At 51.6% G+C, this 16,898-nt stretch carries 17 protein-coding genes; 8 read left to right on the top strand and 9 right to left on the bottom strand.

Annotated features, from left to right (window positions below):
* Positions 1 to 10: 10 nt before the first annotated feature.
* Positions 11 to 2,674, bottom strand: a complete 2,664-nt coding sequence (locus tag DXY37_RS07905) for an AAA family ATPase (RefSeq protein ID WP_115126157.1) — start codon at positions 2,672 to 2,674, stop codon at positions 11 to 13.
* Entirely contained in the window at positions 2,665 to 3,810 is a 1,146-nt protein-coding gene (locus tag DXY37_RS07900) for a DNA repair exonuclease (RefSeq protein ID WP_115126156.1), read from the bottom strand. Before DXY37_RS07900 ends, DXY37_RS07905 begins: the two co-directional genes overlap by 10 nt.
* A 108-nt stretch (positions 3,811 to 3,918) precedes the next feature.
* Here DXY37_RS07900 and DXY37_RS07895 point away from each other — a divergent pair, with 108 nt between their 5' ends.
* Positions 3,919 to 5,067, top strand: coding sequence for a phosphotransferase enzyme family protein (locus tag DXY37_RS07895; RefSeq protein WP_244276970.1), 1,149 nt, complete (start codon positions 3,919 to 3,921; stop codon positions 5,065 to 5,067).
* 404 nt (positions 5,068 to 5,471) lie between these two features.
* On the opposite strand, the gene DXY37_RS07890 is transcribed toward DXY37_RS07895, so the two are convergent.
* Positions 5,472 to 5,813, bottom strand: a complete 342-nt coding sequence (locus DXY37_RS07890) for a hypothetical protein (protein ID WP_115126154.1) — start codon at positions 5,811 to 5,813, stop codon at positions 5,472 to 5,474.
* Between the two features lie 43 nt (positions 5,814 to 5,856).
* Positions 5,857 to 6,480 carry a hypothetical protein gene (locus DXY37_RS07885; protein WP_115126153.1) on the bottom strand — a complete coding sequence of 208 codons (624 nt, stop codon included), beginning with the start codon at positions 6,478 to 6,480 and terminating at the stop codon, positions 5,857 to 5,859.
* Between the two features lie 147 nt (positions 6,481 to 6,627).
* On the opposite strand from DXY37_RS07885, the gene DXY37_RS07880 reads away from it, so the two are divergent.
* The 6 genes from DXY37_RS07880 to DXY37_RS07850 all read left to right on the top strand — a co-directional run bounded on the left by DXY37_RS07880 (position 6,628) and on the right by DXY37_RS07850 (position 12,445).
* On the top strand, positions 6,628 to 7,203 hold the full coding sequence (locus DXY37_RS07880) for a DOMON-like domain-containing protein (RefSeq protein WP_115126152.1): 576 nt from the start codon (positions 6,628 to 6,630) through the stop codon (positions 7,201 to 7,203).
* Positions 7,204 to 7,244: 41 nt separating this feature from the next.
* Positions 7,245 to 8,204, top strand: a complete 960-nt coding sequence (locus DXY37_RS07875) for a lytic transglycosylase domain-containing protein (RefSeq protein WP_115126473.1) — start codon at positions 7,245 to 7,247, stop codon at positions 8,202 to 8,204.
* Between the two features lie 104 nt (positions 8,205 to 8,308).
* On the top strand, positions 8,309 to 8,986 hold the full coding sequence (locus DXY37_RS07870) for a hypothetical protein (protein WP_115126151.1): 678 nt from the start codon (positions 8,309 to 8,311) through the stop codon (positions 8,984 to 8,986).
* Positions 8,987 to 9,038: 52 nt separating this feature from the next.
* Positions 9,039 to 10,367, top strand: a complete 1,329-nt coding sequence (locus tag DXY37_RS07865; protein WP_115126150.1) for an O-acetylhomoserine aminocarboxypropyltransferase/cysteine synthase family protein — start codon at positions 9,039 to 9,041, stop codon at positions 10,365 to 10,367.
* A gap of 16 nt (positions 10,368 to 10,383) precedes the next feature.
* Entirely contained in the window at positions 10,384 to 11,277 is an 894-nt protein-coding gene (locus tag DXY37_RS07860; protein ID WP_115126149.1) for a homoserine O-succinyltransferase, read from the top strand.
* A gap of 625 nt (positions 11,278 to 11,902) precedes the next feature.
* On the top strand, positions 11,903 to 12,445 hold the full coding sequence (locus DXY37_RS07850; RefSeq protein WP_115126147.1) for a hypothetical protein: 543 nt from the start codon (positions 11,903 to 11,905) through the stop codon (positions 12,443 to 12,445).
* A 146-nt stretch (positions 12,446 to 12,591) separates the two neighbouring features.
* On the opposite strand, the gene DXY37_RS07845 is transcribed toward DXY37_RS07850, so the two are convergent.
* Positions 12,592 to 13,110, bottom strand: a complete 519-nt coding sequence (locus DXY37_RS07845; RefSeq protein ID WP_115126146.1) for a tetratricopeptide repeat protein — start codon at positions 13,108 to 13,110, stop codon at positions 12,592 to 12,594.
* A 103-nt stretch (positions 13,111 to 13,213) separates the two neighbouring features.
* On the bottom strand, positions 13,214 to 13,645 hold the full coding sequence (locus DXY37_RS07840) for a hypothetical protein (RefSeq protein WP_136975576.1): 432 nt from the start codon (positions 13,643 to 13,645) through the stop codon (positions 13,214 to 13,216).
* Between the two features lie 383 nt (positions 13,646 to 14,028).
* On the opposite strand from DXY37_RS07840, the gene DXY37_RS07835 reads away from it, so the two are divergent.
* Complete coding sequence (locus DXY37_RS07835; protein WP_136975575.1) at positions 14,029 to 14,265, top strand: hypothetical protein; 237 nt, start codon at positions 14,029 to 14,031, stop codon at positions 14,263 to 14,265.
* Between the two features lie 597 nt (positions 14,266 to 14,862).
* Here DXY37_RS07835 and DXY37_RS07825 read toward each other — a convergent pair.
* The 3 genes from DXY37_RS07825 to ccsB form a co-directional block, all read right to left on the bottom strand.
* Entirely contained in the window at positions 14,863 to 15,291 is a 429-nt protein-coding gene (locus tag DXY37_RS07825) for a hypothetical protein (protein ID WP_115126142.1), read from the bottom strand.
* A gap of 20 nt (positions 15,292 to 15,311) precedes the next feature.
* Positions 15,312 to 15,671: a hypothetical protein gene (locus DXY37_RS07820; protein ID WP_136975574.1), complete on the bottom strand. Its 360-nt coding sequence runs from the start codon at positions 15,669 to 15,671 to the stop codon at positions 15,312 to 15,314.
* Positions 15,672 to 15,932: 261 nt separating this feature from the next.
* Positions 15,933 to 16,889 carry a c-type cytochrome biogenesis protein CcsB gene (gene ccsB / locus DXY37_RS07815; RefSeq protein WP_115126140.1) on the bottom strand — a complete coding sequence of 319 codons (957 nt, stop codon included), beginning with the start codon at positions 16,887 to 16,889 and terminating at the stop codon, positions 15,933 to 15,935.
* Between the last annotated feature and the right edge of the window lie 9 nt (positions 16,890 to 16,898).

The raw sequence follows: 16,898 nt of genomic DNA, 5'->3' as shown, positions 1-16,898 counted from the left end.
ATCCAACCAATCAGTGATCGTCGAGGTCGATCACCGCATCGGCAATCTCTCGGTAGGGATCCGGGTCACAACTGAGAAGCACCACCTGAAGACCCAGATCAACGGCCTGCCGGAGCATGCTCCCAACCGCTTCAAGTCGCGAGGGATCGCTGTTGGTAAAGGCGTCATCAAACAGCAAAGGGAGACAGCCGTCATGACCATCGCTCAGAGCCTCGGCGATTGCTAAGCGAACAGCTGCGTTGAGCTGTTCCTTGAGTCCTCCGCTGAGTTGTGCAAACTCCAGGCTCTGACCTGAGCGCTGAAGTCGCAGATCCTTCAGGCCGTCGCTGGCATCAAAACGCAGCTCAGAGCTGTCGCCGGGATGCTGCAGAAACGGAGCAATGAAACGATTAATGCTGGTTCTCAATGGTGACGAGTAACGACGTGAAAGGTCCGCACGCGCGTCCTGAAACCGCTTGAGAAGCAGAACCCGTGACTCAACAAGCTGGGTTTCCTGTTCTTCTGCCTGTTGAGCGAGCTCGAGACGATTGGACGTTTCCTCAAGTTCGGCATGGAGTTCACGGCTTCCGAGACGTTCACAGCGCTCGAGCAATGAACCCCGTTCACGATTGAGATCGGTGCGTTGACGATTGAGCTTCAGCTCACGATCATCCAGCTCAGCCAGTGATGTCTCCACCTCGGTGCCAGAGGCCAAACCACAGTCGTCGCTCAGCTCGAGCAGTTGGTCCTGCAACAGCGCACACTGATGCGTGACCTTCTTGAGTTCAAAATCGATAGTTTGCTCTGAGCCATGCCGCGATTCGATCTCGTGTTGTTGCTGAAGCTGCTGGGCATGCTGAGCCTCATGGCGCTCCAGTCGAATTTGGAGATCCTGAAGCGTCTTGGCAAAACCTTTCTGTTCACGTTCCACGCGCTCACAGTCCTCACGCAGTGATCGGACCTGTTGCTGAACCGATTGATAACTCTGGCGGCAGTCGTCCAAAGCCTTTGCAAGGTCGTCTTCAACAACAATCTCCGGATCAACTGGATGTTGTCGCAGCTCAGCGAGCTGCTGATCGAGTTGTTCGAGGTCTTGATCACCCTTCAGGTTGCTCTGCTGCTGCTCCATGAGCTGGCGAAGACGTGCATCGAGAACAACAAGTTGCTGTTGAAGCTCCGTGCGCGTCTGCAACAGAGCCTCAGCAGCCTCGAGGCTGTTGACACCCCAGAGCTTGAGCTTCTGCTCCAACAGAGACCGACACTGTGTCCTCTCGGCCATCAGTGCTGAAAGGCCGGTCCCTTCTCCAGGACTGACCAACAGGGTGACGTCTTCACCCACTTCAAGCCGAAAAGCACCAGTCCTTTCAGCAACGTCGCCAATCCCGAGCTGTACGCCATCGAGGCGCACAGTCATGTTCGAGGATTGCAATTCGACTCGCGATGCCATGCTTTGAAGACGGATCTCCAACTCACGGAGCTGTGTTTGCTGAGCTTGAAGAGCCGCCAAATCGTTGGCATCGCGACTTGGCAGTGCCGTCAGCTGTTGCTTGAGCTGGGATTGCTGCTGTTCGAATTTGGCGCGTTGTTCCTTGTGCCGACGCATGTCCAGGATCCGTTGTTCAAGCCGTTCCTGGTCCTGACGACGTCGTAGTGCATGGCCACGCTCTTCAAGCGTCTGACGCTTCAGGTCGAGTTGTTCACACGCACGTCGTTGATCAACGAGTGTGCTGGAGGTGGTCTCGGCGGACTCGTTCATGACCTTGAGCTCCTGCCGCAACACCTTCATCGCCGTTTCGGCAGCCTGGATTTCCTTGATCAGGCGACTCAGAGCATTGAGTTGTTGTTGCCATTGGCTCTGCCGAAGACGAAGAGGAGCCAGCCGTTGTTGCAGATCCTTGAGAGCGAGAAGTTGTCGACGTCGCTTCTGCACTTCCGGTGCACGGCACTCCAGCTGATCAAGAGCCTGCTCATTGGCGTCAAGCTCGATGCAGGCTGCTTCATAACTGAGCAATTGCTCCTGTGCTTCGGCTTGTTGCTCTGAAGCTTGTTGAACGTCCCGCCGGCGTTTCCAGAGTTCACTGTTTTGTTTCACGCCCCGACTGGTGAGGCTGGAGGCCACAAGTTGCTCAAGCTGGTTGTAGACCTGCTGATCCATCGGCGACTGCAGAGATTGCTCAGCCTGGCCTTCCAGAGCAGTGATCAATCCCTTGAGGTCATAGTGCTCGCCGCTGAGATCGAGCAGATTGCGACCGGCCAGTCCTTGCATCACCCAGAGGTGAGCCCAACGGGTGGGTAAAACACGGTTCACCTGACGGCTACCGATGATCTCCTCGACTCCCAAAAGAACAGCCAGCTGATCCTCGGCATCGCCACCAAGCAAAGCCTTCTGACCTGCTCGACTCAAGCGGCTGGTTCCGCCGGCACCGCTAAAACATTTCAACAATGACCAACGATGCCCAGCAGCATCGAAGTCGATCTCGACCTGGGGATGACCTGCATGTGTAGCCGAGCGCAGATCACGAATTGCTGCTCCCGTGGCAGAAGCACGCAGAAACAATGCGCGGTGCATCGCCTCCACAAGCGAGCTTTTACCGGATTCATTGGCACCTCCAATTAAGGTCAGCCCAGGAGCAAAGGACACCTCAAGAGCTCGATGCCGGCGAATGCTTTCCAGTCGGCAACGAATCAGGCGCATGGATCCATGGAGCAGAGACGGTGCAACTCGATCAAGGCTTGTTCAACCAGAGGATCAGCACTGCTTTGAAGCTCGTCCTGAAGACCTGCCGCAATGGAGCTGACCAGGGGACTATCCATTCGAAGCAGCAGCTCATCCCTCTCCTGCGCGGTTGGTTGACGGTGCAGCTTGCCTCGCAGGCGGAGGTGAAGAAGCTGTTCCCCGAGCAGCGCCAGGCGTTCCTCCAATTGGAGATGCCCCTGCAGACCAAGTTGTCCGTTGAGTTCAAGCCGCATCAGATCGCGACCCACACGACTGCCTACGGATTCGACCAGTGTTTGCTCAAGCCGGGCCAGATCGGCATCGCCGTTGAGGGTCATGGTGATCCGGTGCCAGCGCAGACGGCCCGTGGTTTTCACCATGACCGTTGGCGGCTGGGTCCTCTCCACATCAATCACGAGAACCTGTGATCTCAAGTCATCGGGCCCGGTGGGGAAACGATCGGGTTCCGGTGTGCCGCTGTACCAGGTTCTGCGATCAACCTCCATCAGCGCATGCCAGTCGCCAAGGGCGATGTAATCGATTTGATCACGGGGCAGAGACTCGAGACAAAGCTGATTGACCTGGCCTTCACCACCGAAACCCTGCACCGAGCCATGGGCCAGAACAACGCGCGGTTTCACCGGATCGAGTTGCGTCCAGTTGAGCTGATCGAGCCAGAGAGAAGGACTCTGGCTCATCCGCTGTCGTTGCAGGGGGCACGGCAGAAGAGTGACACCCGCAACATCAACCGGTTCCGGATTGAGCAGCAATTGAAGGTTGCCAGCACGCTGCTGCATCTGCCGGCGGAGATCCTCACGCCTCCAAATCCCACCGGCACCACCGTGATCGTGGTTTCCAGGGATCGCGACCACAGGTGATGGGATCGATCCCACCGCTTCCAACACCTCCATGACCATGGCAGCAGCCACCGTGCTCGAGTCGAACAGGTCACCGGCAACCAGCACAACGTCCACCTCTTCCTGGCTTGCCACTTCAGCAATCCTCAGAACAGCATCAACGCGCTCCTGCTGCAAACGAGCCTGTTTCTGAGAATTTTCAATCCAGCGATAGGGCTTGCCGATCTGCCAGTCAGCGGTGTGAAGAATTCGTGGCACCGGTGCCGTTCAGACAACGATCACTATGCTGCCGCGTTCCCGCCTGATTTTCCGCACACTGATTGCTGGCAAAGGGCAACAAAGACGGCATGTTTCGTGATGAGACCCATGCGATTCGCCGTGTCCTCCCCGCTCTCCAGCTCCAATTCGATCCTGGAGACCATTGCAGGGCTGTTCCATCCACCGGAACAGATCGATGGAATCAGCCAGCTCGGGTCTGGAAATGTCAACGACACATTTCTGGTGACACTCAATCGCAGCGCATCACGATCAGCCTTCGTTATGCAGCGCCTGAACACTGAGGTGTTCGAACAACCTGAATTGGTGATGCGCAATCTGCTGAAACTGGGCAGCCACGTTGAGCAGCGTCTTGCACAACAACCGCCAGAACTGTTGGGTCGTCGCTGGGAGGTTCCCAAAGTTCTGCCGACCCTGGATGCCGATGGCCACTGGGTGGAACATCAGGGTGAGTTCTGGAGGTCTATCACCCACATCGGTGCCGCCACCACAACGGATGTCATCCAAGACGACCTTCATGCCCGTGAGCTGGGCTACGGGTTGGGGATGTTTCACCACCTGATCAGTGATCTGGCCACAGACGAACTGGCAGACACGCTTGAGAATTTCCACATTGCGCCGGCTTACCTGGCTGAATTCGACCTGGTGTTCTCCAGATCAAATGATCAGATCAGCCATCGCACCACTCAGGCCGTCTCCTTCATCGAGGAGCGAAGACAAGGGATCGATGTTCTTGAGCAGGCCTGCGCACGAGGTGAACTGAAACGACGACCGATCCACGGAGATCCCAAGATCAATAACGTGATGATCGATAACGCCTCCGGACAGGCCGTCGGTCTGATCGACCTTGACACGGTGAAACCTGGACTGGTTCATTACGACATCGGCGACTGTCTGCGTTCCTGCTGCAACAGATTGGGCGAGGAGACTCTCGATGCAGGAAAGGTCAGCTTTGATCTCAACCTTTGCCGCGCGATCCTTGAGGGATATCTGTCGATCGGTCGATCATTCCTCACGCCAGAGGATTTCCGCTACCTACCTGATTGCATTCGCCTGATTCCACTTGAGCTTGGAATCCGATTTCTCACAGATCATCTGTCGGGAGACCACTACTTCCGAACATCAAGGCCTCAGCACAATCTCGACCGTGCTGAAGTTCAGTTTGCGCTCACACGATCGATCGAGAATCAATGGAAAGATCTCAACAACCTGATCGAAGAATTATCGCAAGAACGCTAAGCATTAGGCACTCACTAGGAGTGTACCAAAGAGAATAAAACAAACATCTTGACCAACGGATATAACGACAAGGAAAAACCAAAGCTCTTGCAGCTGCTCCTTTGCGACATCCCCCGACAAACAAGATCTTTCTGCCAAAAAGTATAAGCTTGCTACCAATCACCTGCGAATCAGGTCAAGGAAATGGGCTACTGAAGATGCCATCAAGAATCAACAGGATGGAAACAGTCAACCCCACTCCCATGTGGCGCAAAACGTCTGCCTACTGATCCGCCAAAGTCAGCGCTATAAGTTTCAGCCATATTGACAACCAAAAACCACTCAGATCTTGGCTGATTAACAATGCATTGGATCAGCCTGCAAAAATCAAGCCCCTCTCAAAAAGTGAAGTGGGATTACGCTTCTTACTTTAAAATAGTGATATTGTATTCCTTGGAGATCAAGATAGAGATCGTCGCGATTGCTTGCTGAACAATAAGATCAGCATATTGATTGGTCTCTTCATTGAAATCAGGAATCAGCACATCACAGTTCTGAAGGTCTGGGGATACATTCAGCCTCAGCCGCGCACGATCCTCCTCTGAACAATGATCAAGCACAGTCTCTAGAGCTGCTGAAATCAACCACTCCCTGGCTTGCCGATAACCAGGGGAGCGATCATTCTTTCCGGTTTCCTTTGACATCTTCTGCTGCTTGCTTGGTGTCAAACCAGGATGACTCAGCTCAGCGTGAACCGGTGTCGCCATAGCTGTTCCATCTCAGTCCTTGATTGGATGTTGTGTCTGTCGATCAATCTTGTTGGTTTGGATCTTGTTCAGCGTTTGGCTCTTGTTCAGAGTCTTCATCCTGAGGGTTGGCCAGTTCCAATTGATGGCGCGTGAGTTCCACGGAACAGGATTCGATCAGATCTGCTGCAAGGTCTTGCTCTTCGCCTTCAAGCCGAAGGTCCTGAGAAATCGGCGCTTCTGGACAGCTGATGGCAGCAACCTGCTGCAGCGCGTTGGTGATGGCAGACAGGTCGTTTTGCCAGGTGACGGCCAACCCCTCGATTTCAGCAAGCACTTCAGGACTGGCAGCTTTGATCCCAGAGACAGCATTCACGCGAGCAGCAATTCGGCGCTCATCCCAGACCGAGGCACCCACTAAATGGGCTGCATGAAGCGTGGCCAGGGAGCTGATGGCTTCGGCCTTGAGGGTTTTAACCGAGCGGCTGATGACACGTTGATCCAACGAGAGTGGTTCCACGGAAGGCAGATCAGCAGCATCCGCCGAAGCTGGAATCATGAGAGGGTCAGCATCCTCCAAGGGTTCCAACAGCTTTGGCAAGTCTTCGAATTCGTCGGGACTCACAGGTGGGGCGATGCGGCAGGCAACGCGAATCAACAGATCAGCGAAGTGTTCTCTCAGGCTCATGTTTTGTCAGCTGCCCCTGGTTCCATTCTGACTCTGCTCCTAGTCTGCGAATCTCAACAGGCCGGACTTCACCACTCAACAGTGACGACAAGGCACGCAATAAGGGATCGGGCTCAAACCGGCACAGCTTGGACGAGGATCTAAGGGATGGGACGACACCCTGTGATGGTGAGGCAGGTCTGCCCACTGATTCCCTTCGACCATGCTCAATGTCCGGCGGTTTTCGCTACCGCGGAGTTTGTCTGGACCGAAGACGCTGCTCTTGAACTGAGCTTCAGCCTTGGCCCGAAGCTGGCCGAAAGCAGCGTCGATGGCCTCTTGTTCAACAGCACTAAGGAAGAGAACACGTCACAGAGGCAAGACAACCTCTGGAAGCACACCTGTTTCGAAGCCTTTCTTGCTCGTGCGGGTGACGAAGGGTACTGGGAGGTGAATATTGCGCCGAACGGAGACTGGAACCTTTATCAATTCAGTAGTTACCGAACGGGTGGCATGGCAGAGCCACTGGCGGAACCCCCTGAAGTGCACTTCAGCATGGAACGTGTTGGTTGCCGCTGCACCATTCAGATTCCACTCCAGCCCTGGTGGCCTCACGCAGAGATTCCTGAAATTGCCCTGAGCATGGTTCTGGAAGACAAAAGTCAATGCCTGAGTTATTGGGCTTTATCCCATCCAGCAGACAAGCCAGACTTCCATGACCGGAGGGGTTTTCTGCGTTGGTGAACAGTCATCTGCCTGACACCAGGGTCTGGGTGCGTTGTCTGATGAGCATTGCTGTTCTGCTCAGTCCGATCACCGTGGCCTGCAAGACAGTTGAAACCATCGAGACGGCTAATGATGCAACGCCAAGCAGCGCAACAATCCCGAACCTGCCAAAGCAGGCAGACCGGCCCGTTGCTCCGAATGGTCGGAATTATCCCTTGGTGCCGAAAGAACCAAGGGATATCGCCGCGCTGATTACCGATATCGAGGCTGCCTTAATCACCCCGGAGCTGGCTCAACAAGACCTCGCCGCTCTGGCACACCAGCAACAGGTGATTTACAGAGTTCTCTCCAAGCGCCCGCAGCTGAGTGAGAACGTCCGCTCCCAAATTGATCCGCGCTGGCGCTGGGTCTTTGACCAGCACATCGCTGCCCGCAGAGAATTCCTAGCAATGCACCGTGGACCTGCATCGTCCACATTGCCGGCCTGGAGAATCCAGTCACCTGCGTCTGCTGATCAATTACTTAAGGCCTACCGCAGTGCCTCTGCGGCCACAGGGATCGACTGGACTGTTCTGGCTGCAGTGAATCTGGTGGAAACCGGAATGGGAAGGATCGATGGCGTTTCCGTTGCCAATGCCCAGGGTCCGATGCAGTTTTTACCAACCACCTGGGCAGAACCAGGCATCGGCAATGGTGGCAATATCCGTGACCCGTGGGATGCCATTCATGCTGCAGCTCGCTATCTCGTGAGGCGCGGGGGGTTGAAGGACATCCGCAACGGCCTTTGGGGTTACAACAACAGCGACCACTACGGCCGAGCCGTGCTCCATTACGCAGCACTGCTCAAGGAAGAGCCACTGACCTATCGCAGTCTTCACCAATGGCAGATCCATTACGCCTCCTCAGGCGGTGACCTTTGGCTGCATGAGGGTTATCAACAACGACAACCGATTGGGGTGAACGACTATCTGCGACAAAACCGCCACAGTGCTCCGCTGAAGGAAGAGCTCCAGCCCTGAAACAAGACGCAGACATGGGTTGAAGAAGCTGCAGCAGTGGCCATCCCCCCTGGCCTTTCATCGTCTGGCATCTACGCTTCGGAGATCAGGACTCAACAAGCTGCGTGGCAAAAGAACTCACCCATCGCGCCGACGAACTGGCCGGTCTCGGCTGGTCTGCTGACGATGTCAGTCGCTACGCCGAACTCTGGGAGTATCGGCAGCGCTGGGGGGCGATGAACCTGGAACGGGAAGATCGTCTTTTTCTGCGCAAAGCCGAAGCAGCTCTGCCCGTGCTGGCAACCGGCAAAGCCACTGTCAAAAAGAACACGCAAGACAAGTCGTACTACCGCTGGCTGCGTTTCCACCTGGATGCCATGAGTGCGGCACAGTCCCAGATGCAGCTCACTGAAGGATCACAGGGAGCGTGGCCGATTCTTCTGGAGGAAGAGTTGCGTCTCTTAGACCATTACCAGCCTGTCCTTGGTCTTCCGGACACGATCAAAGCCAAGAGCTTTGATGCCTTCCGGGAGCAGATGGCTGAACAGGCGTCTGCGCTGGACGGCAAGGAAATGCAATTACGCAGCCATGACTTTCAGGCCGCGCTGGCGGAACTGAAAGAAAAGGAGAACAGCAAATGGCGTCATTTACGCGAACTCACTGGGGAACAGCCCTATCCCGTGTTGCTGAGCGGAACGGTCGACAGCTTTCGCAGTGAAGTGCGCAGCAAGTTGACTCCGCTGCTGCGTCAGACCCTTCCCTCACTGGCGGAAACCGACAAACCTGATCCAGATGCCGGCTGAGGTCGCTCGATCGCTGCACCGCTAGAAATGGATTGACTTCTTTGCGATCGCCGTGACGGATCAGCACTTTGAGACCCTGCAACTGCACGCGGGACAGGTCCCTGATCCCACAACCAATTCAAGAGCTGTACCGATTTATCAGACCAGTTCCTACGTCTTCAATGACGCAGAACACGGCGCCAATCTGTTTGGACTGAAGGAATTCGGGAATATCTATACCCGACTGATGAATCCGACGACGGATGTCTTCGAAAAGCGGGTGGCTGCTCTTGAAGGAGGTGTCGCAGCGCTTGCCACGGCATCGGGGCAGTCAGCCCAGTTCTTGGCCATCACCAACTGCATGCAGGCTGGAGATAATTTCGTTTCCACGTCATTCCTCTATGGCGGGACCTACAACCAGTTCAAGGTTCAATTCCCCCGCCTCGGCATCAACGTCAAGTTCGCCGAGGGAGACGATGTTGCCAGCTTTGCCGCGCAGATCGACGACAACACCAAAGCGATCTATGTGGAAGCGATGGGCAACCCCCGCTTCAACATCCCTGATTTTGAAGGGCTATCAGCTCTCGCCAAAGAGCGAGGCATTCCCCTGATTGTGGACAACACCCTCGGGGCCTGCGGTGCTTTGCTTCGCCCAATCGAGCATGGTGCTGATGTGGTGGTGGAAAGCGCCACCAAATGGATTGGTGGCCATGGCACCAGTCTCGGCGGGGTGATTGTGGATGCCGGCACCTTCAATTGGGGCAATGGCAAATTCCCGCTGATGAGCCAGCCCAGCGCTGCGTATCACGGTCTTGTGCACTGGGATGCTTTTGGCTTCGGCAGTGACATCTGCAAGATGCTGGGGCTTCCAGACAATCGAAACATTGCTTTTGCCCTGAGAGCCCGAGTCGAAGGACTACGCGACTGGGGCCCGGCCGTGAGTCCTTTCAACAGCTTTTTACTGCTGCAAGGCCTGGAAACGCTGAGCCTGCGTGTCGAACGCCATGCGCAAAACGCCATGGAACTGGCGCAATGGCTGCAACAGCATCCGAAGGTCACAAGCGTTAGTTACCCAGGCCTGAATGGCGATCCATACCATTCAGCAGCCAAGAAATATCTGACAGGCCGAGGGATGGGCTGCATGTTGATGTTCTCGCTCAACGGCGGTTATGACGATGCAGTGCGATTCATCAACAGCCTGAAACTCGCAAGCCATCTGGCCAACGTGGGGGATGCCAAGACATTGGTGATCCATCCAGCATCCACCACACACCAGCAGCTAAGCGAAAGTGAGCAAGCTTCCGCCGGCGTGACGCCAACAATGGTGAGGGTGTCGGTGGGTCTTGAACATATTGACGACATCAAGGCTGACTTCGATCAGGCCCTGACATCGGGCGCCTGATCGGAGATGTTGTGACATGGCTCTGATCCTCCCGGCTAACTATCACAAGATCACCGCCGTTGAACGCAATCGCATTTCCTGGATCAAACCAGAGCAGGCAGAACGTCAGGACATCCGGCCCTTGAGGATCGGAATTCTGAACATCATGCCCTTGGGGAAACAGTACGAATTCAACCTGCTGCATCCACTGGGACTTTCAGTGCTGCAGATCGAACCAATCTGGATTCGTTTGCAGACCCATGCGTACAAGAGCTGGGACCAATCTCACCTTGACGGCCTCTACAAAAGCTGGGACGAGGCCAATGCCAAGGGACCTCTTGATGGATTAATCATCACCGGCGCACCTGTTGAACATCTCGATTTTGAAGAGGTGACCTATTGGAGAGAATTCGTAAAACTGGTTGATGAAGCACGCATCAGCTGCGCCAGCACTCTTGGTTTGTGTTGGGCCGGATTTGCATTGGCGTATCTGGCTGGGGTACGCAAAGTGCCACTTCAGCAGAAACTCTTTGGGGTGTTTCCGATGCGCAGCCTTGTGCCAGGCCATTCTCTGATGGGAACTCAAAACGATCAATTTCTCTGTCCGCAAAGTCGCTACGCGACGCTTCCAGATACCGCGATGGAGGCAGCCCAACGACAGGGGCGTCTGCGACTACTGGCACATGGAGAGTCGGTCGGCTACACGATCTTCGAAACACCAGATCAACGACAACTGATGCATCTTGGGCATCCCGAATACAACGTCGACAGAATTCTGGCGGAAATGGAACGAGACAAAGCCCGGGGCGATGTACCGCCACCACAGAACTTTGATTCCGACCATCCTCAGACTCTTTGGAGATCACACCGAAATCTTCTCTTTCAGCAATGGCTGTGGTTCTGTTATCAACGCGTGAGTTTTCAAGCCTAATCGAAACGGAAAATATCGACTCCATAGAAAACATCCATGCATCCTCTTGAAACCTTTAGCCAATGGCGCCGACGCTGGTTTGGCTGGCTGCCTATCCATCAACGATGGGAGCGATCAGCCGAGGACGTTGCACCAGAACGACATGATGATTGGTTACTGGATCCCATCAATCAACAAGAAGCATCAGCACTGTTTCCACATCTCAGCAAAGAGCGAGCAATTCTTCAATACCAAAAAATACGGCTCCAGATGCGTGAACAAGAACAGCGCGGTTACTAAAAACTTTAAGCCAATACAGCCGCGTGATAAGAATCAATTGCTAGACTTCCTAATAAGATTTAGAGGCCAGATCAGACCAAGCGAAATGAAAGCGAATGAATTCTCGCAATCAATTCTTTGCAATCCTTGAGCAATTAAACAACCAAAGAACATCACAGAATCAAAAACAGCTCGGGTGTCACAATGTCAACCTGAATGATGACTTTGATACATCATTGACTTCAAGATCAAACACAAGGAAAAATTTGCACAGGCATCAGGCACCGTCTGGATCAGGATCAAGCTTGTTGATCTCCCACAACGGTCCAGCTCACATCAACTGGATTGAATTCGCCATAATTGTGTCATGAAAAATCTTCTAGTGAAACTGCTCGGCCCCTTGCTGGCGATCGCAGGCGTGCTCGGGCTTACTGGTTCATCGATTCTCTGGAACTTTCAAGGTCGCACTCTGGGACTCCCTGCGACGGTTATATCCTTGTTAGTGCTTGCTGTCGGAATTGTTCTGCTACGTCCCCTGCAACCAACAGCATCAGCAGAGATCAGTGAAATTGTCGAAGATCAAAGATCCGAAGTCACCACAATTGCCTCTTCGGACGAAAGTTCGGAAGTTCAGAGCGGACAAAACAGCGCAACAACTGAGTTTGAGCAAAATTCAACTGACTCAAATTCAGTTGATGCGTCCAAAGAGAAAAAGCTATCGTTAACAACAGCCGAAGCGATCGCAGCTCAACTTGCAGCAGCAGAAGCGGATCAGCCTGAGCGCGTTCTGGTTAACTTTGCTCCGAATGCCTTACGTCCGGGAAATTCAATTCGGCCTAATAAGAGGGCTCCAGGAAAAAATTTGTCGGGTTTCCGGGATATGGCTTCTGATTTGTTCAAAACCAATTAACTCAATCTGAAGGATAATAAAGAAATCGTTTTTCATCGATTGCCATACGCATCGTAAAATTTTTAATCATTACTGAATCAGTATTGAACAAACACTTCTAGCCAATTAAGTTTACGACAAGCATACTTAGGCAAATATCTTATTTTCTAGGGTCTGCAGTACTTTCTGATAAAAACAATAGATTGAGAATCACCAAGCTGGTCAGCTTGGGCCCAATCCAAACATGCTCGTTCAAGATCGTTTGACATTTCCATCGCCATTCCATGATTGAAGTGGGCTGCGCCATCGTTAGGATTCATTTGAATCGCAACATCGAAATCAAGAATGGCACCAGATAGATCACCAGATCGCGCCCTCGCAATACCTCGACTGCCATACGTTTCGCTACTTGTTGAGTCAAGCTCTATTGACCTGCTGTAATCAATAATTGAACCCTCAAAATCACCATATCTAGCTTTAGTAACACCACGATATTGGTATGCAGCTGCATTCTCTGGATCCAGCTCAATGGCCCTATTGAATTCAATCAAGGCTCCATGATAATCGCCGGATTGTAATTTTTCAGCACCATCCTTGAGATAAGAATCAAAATTGGAAGCCAGACCTGGAGGGACAAACGTTAAAAGACAAACCATCAACGAAGCTATAATGATCCGTAAAGGCATTGTCTGAAATGACTTACTAAAACCAGTTTAGTCAACAGGCTGAGCTCAGCATCTTGATATGAAATCTCAGGTTATTGATCTCAAGAATCAGAGTCATTAGCCATCAAGCTTGCGTGATCGGCTCCTGATCAATCAAAACCAACTTCCAATTATTCGGATCATACTCACCATCACCAAACATAATCTTAGAAGCTTCATCCAAGCATGATGCTTCGACTTCCACCGTTTTTTCAATTTTCTGGTTCCAGAAAGAATAGATATGACCTTCCTCGTAATAAGCAAACGGCTTTGATGGCATCTGTGAATCAGGGAGCCAATCATCAAGAGCAATAATGTTATTAGTAATTTCTTCAATCATTTTCAACGTATCAATATCACCGTCTTCGAAATAGCCTTGCCAATTCATCTCAGCCCATTTTCCATTGTCCTCCATATACAAAACATAAGCCTCATCTTGAACCGTCTCACGCATCAAGCAAAAATTTTCGCCAGAAAACTCATATTCAGCGGATTGTAGCTTGTTACTGTCAGGCATCATGAGAAATCATCTTGATCTTGTACGAATCAAAAACACGAACTAACTTTAATTTTATAGGAATTCAAAATCTAGCATCTCAGATGATCCATTGAGTTCGAGCACTTAGTGTGACGATAGTATCCCTAACACTGTCATGCACGCCAGACAGAGCTGATTTGTGGAGGTGGGTTGGAGGGGAGCGTGACATGAACAAGTAGCTAACAAACGGTTTTCGATTCGACAGATCTCGAAAGGACTGGATCCCGATATGAAACCAAGCTGAATCTTCATACAAGCAGTTCAGCAGGCATTCATGGAAAAAAGAAACGACATAAGACATGTAAACTTGTAGAATCAAAATATCATTTTTGGGGTTCCATTACCTCAATTTCCAGGCAACCATGGCAAATTCAAGATTGAAAGGAGCCTGTTATGTTGTGCACCTAAATGACGGCAGTCTCTTAATTGAAGTCGATTGCTTTGAAACCTATGCAGAAGCATTGCAACAGTTCAACCAAACGATTGAACTAGGGTCATTTGGCCGTTGGAAAGAAGTGTATTTAGAGGGAAAAGATAAGGCAGGTCAATTCGTTGATATTTATCAAGTTCATGACTTTGGCAAGAACAGGTCAGACTGAACTGAACTCCCTCAAATTCGAATGCGGCTACATGCAAGGTTCTCCAAACACATACCAAGCTATACAGTCAATTTTGTAGACCGATTTGAACATGATCAACAGTCATCAGTTCAATAGCCCGTTAGAGCCAATCATGCAGTGTCATTGGTCTATTTTTGGTACGTATGGGGGAAGACAGCTTCAGCTGCAGAACTGATACTGAGAGCAACTCGCAGTGGAGCAGTGCTCATCGACTGGCATTGGTACAAAGATCTATCGGATGAGCAGAGGGGTCTCTACGATGAGCTGATTCAGATCGAGACAGAAATTTATTTGAGTCCAAGAGACTGCAAGCAACTCGTGAAGGGGCTTACACGGATAGGAGTCAAGACACCAACACAACTCAGAGAATGGTTTACCGCCTTGGCTGAAGCAGAAGATGATTAGCGGAGAAAGGCGCAGCTTCTCATACATTCAAAGAGATAAACAGCATTTCAATTAATCATTGGTTCTATTGTGAGAAATTTATTTAACAACCAATGATGTCGTTAGCAAAGGCATGAGATCTATACGGGCATCGAACAGAAAAGAGTAAGATGATTCGCTGTTGATCCTCCATCACAATGACGAAGAATCAACTTCTTGACAGGTGCCTATTACATTAATTTCCATAGTGATATTCCTTTGTTGAATCCTCTGCGCATAGGTGTACTCACTTACAGGATCAAGACTGATTCGGATTGTTTCTTCACTTGTACTGAAACCTTGTCCAGACCTGCCTGTACTAGAGAGTACACCGTCAATCATCTCAGCATTCAACCATTGACCGCCCTTGAACATCACCATTCTTCTCTGAGGATCAATGATGAATGTCTCGCTTTGCTTGCCTTTGTTTTGCTGAATGATTTCAGAAGTATTTGTATTGGCAACTTTTGAGGTGAGATCGCCTTTGCAATGGAGATAAATCAGCTCTTCAGCAATCGCAGAAGTGCCAGAGGTCAGCAGAACAGAAAACAGAGTGAGAAGAATCATTTCTGTCAGAAACATAGATTATTTCAGACTAATTGCTACTTGACGCCAAATGAATACTGAGGACATCTTTGCTCAATCCCAGGGTAAAATCTACTGTTGATTTGTTGCTCGCTCATTGAGGCAATTTGGTCAATCTTTTCTGGGTATTGACCCATAACCAATCCTATAGCCATTCCTTCATTCATGCCTCGATCATATGAGTTCATAACGCTTACATTTTCTCCTTTCATGATTGAGCAATAAGCATCAACCATTTGATTGATCATAAATTCAGAACTCATTACAGGCGCTCCAATGACACATGCTGCTGTGAAACCTGAGAGAGAAAGTAAGGAGTTGCGCTTCATGAGTGATTGACTTTTACCATTAATAGCACTACCTAAAGAACCTGCCATCATTTGCCATGAGCATAAGGCTTCAAGACTCCAATCCCCGAGCTGCTAAAAAATAGCCATAGAGATTTTTATCTCCTTCATACTCTGTTGGCCTGAGAATGCTTCATTGGCAGACAAGAGTCCGAAAAATCTGATCGCAACTTGAACCGGACGGAAAGCGTGAACCGATCAAACACTTACTGTGTTTCAGGTGGCTTCTAAGGGGATATCAATCAACTGATCAACACAACATGAGATCAGCTGAACCTTTGTGATTGGTGCTTACTCGAAAAACCATCCATAGCTGTGCAATCCGATGCCAAGAAGATTGACCCCGATGTAACACACAACAATCACCACCAAACCGAAAGCGGCGACAAGTGCCGGACGCCGACCTTGCCAGCCTCTGCTCAGACGTGTGTGGAGATAGGCGGCATAGACCAGCCAGCAAATCAACGCCCAAGTTTCTTTGGGATCCCAACTCCACCAACTTCCCCAAGCCTCATTCGCCCAAACGGCCCCACTAATGATGCCGACGGTGAGCAATAGAAAACCCACGGTGATCGTGCGATAGCTCAAGCTGTCGAGCTGCTCGGTGCGACTGAAATGAATGGATGAAAGCTGAACTTCCGGCGGGTTCTGGACGGCAACAGCGCCTTGCATCGACAACAGCTTCGGTCGTCGATAAGAACCGGTTCCGATGGAGCTGCTGCGAAGTTCCAACTCTTCACCACGGTCCGTCAGCAGCACGGCAACCGACAACAATGACCCCACCATCAGAGCCGCGTAGCTGACCATGATCACGCTGACATGCATCACCAACCAGCTACTGCGCAGGGCCGGCACGAGTGGTGATGCTTGCTGCAGCTGGTCAGGTAAAGCAAAGCTGGCAAAGGCAATACAGCCAAGGCCCATCGGGGTTGCGGCAGCTGCCACCAGTGGCGATGTCCAGTTGCGTTCAACCAGAAGTTGGGTGAGTGTGCAGGCCCAGGCCAGAAAACAGAGCGATTCGTAGAGGTTACTGATCGGGAAGTGTCCCGATTGCCACCAGCGCAGCACAAGCTGAGAGGTGAGCAAGAGGTTGGAAAGGGCGATCAGCGAGCGCACACCGCTGGAGCTCCGACCATTGGACAATGCCCAGAAACTCCACGGCAGAGCGACCAAGAGAAAGGCAAAGGCCATCAGACCCAGAAGCAGAACAGGTTCCGAAACGATCGCTTCCAGACCGGAAAACCCCATCAACCACCT

Origin of the sequence: Synechococcus sp. GEYO (assembly GCF_900473955.1) — a bacterium.
In the GTDB taxonomy this organism is placed as follows: domain Bacteria; phylum Cyanobacteriota; class Cyanobacteriia; order PCC-6307; family Cyanobiaceae; genus Synechococcus_C.
The sequence above is the reverse complement of the archived record's forward strand: the minus strand, read 5'-3'. Positions and strand labels throughout refer to the sequence as shown.

Coding starts and splice junctions, on each gene's coding strand:
- DXY37_RS07885 (WP_115126153.1), bottom strand. CDS start 6,480: ATGAGCCTGAGAGAACACTTCGCTGATCTGTTGATTCGCGTTGCCTGC.
- DXY37_RS07840 (WP_136975576.1), bottom strand. CDS start 13,645: ATGCCTGACAGTAACAAGCTACAATCCGCTGAATATGAGTTTTCTGGC.
- DXY37_RS07880 (WP_115126152.1), top strand. CDS start 6,628: ATGGGACGACACCCTGTGATGGTGAGGCAGGTCTGCCCACTGATTCCC.
- DXY37_RS07890 (WP_115126154.1), bottom strand. CDS start 5,813: ATGGCGACACCGGTTCACGCTGAGCTGAGTCATCCTGGTTTGACACCA.
- DXY37_RS07905 (WP_115126157.1), bottom strand. CDS start 2,674: ATGCGCCTGATTCGTTGCCGACTGGAAAGCATTCGCCGGCATCGAGCT.
- ccsB (WP_115126140.1), bottom strand. CDS start 16,889: ATGGGGTTTTCCGGTCTGGAAGCGATCGTTTCGGAACCTGTTCTGCTT.
- DXY37_RS07895 (WP_244276970.1), top strand. CDS start 3,919: ATGCGATTCGCCGTGTCCTCCCCGCTCTCCAGCTCCAATTCGATCCTG.
- DXY37_RS07860 (WP_115126149.1), top strand. CDS start 10,384: ATGGCTCTGATCCTCCCGGCTAACTATCACAAGATCACCGCCGTTGAA.
- DXY37_RS07835 (WP_136975575.1), top strand. CDS start 14,029: ATGGCAAATTCAAGATTGAAAGGAGCCTGTTATGTTGTGCACCTAAAT.
- DXY37_RS07820 (WP_136975574.1), bottom strand. CDS start 15,671: ATGGCAGGTTCTTTAGGTAGTGCTATTAATGGTAAAAGTCAATCACTC.
- DXY37_RS07850 (WP_115126147.1), top strand. CDS start 11,903: ATGAAAAATCTTCTAGTGAAACTGCTCGGCCCCTTGCTGGCGATCGCA.
- DXY37_RS07845 (WP_115126146.1), bottom strand. CDS start 13,110: ATGCCTTTACGGATCATTATAGCTTCGTTGATGGTTTGTCTTTTAACG.
- DXY37_RS07875 (WP_115126473.1), top strand. CDS start 7,245: ATGAGCATTGCTGTTCTGCTCAGTCCGATCACCGTGGCCTGCAAGACA.
- DXY37_RS07825 (WP_115126142.1), bottom strand. CDS start 15,291: ATGTTTCTGACAGAAATGATTCTTCTCACTCTGTTTTCTGTTCTGCTG.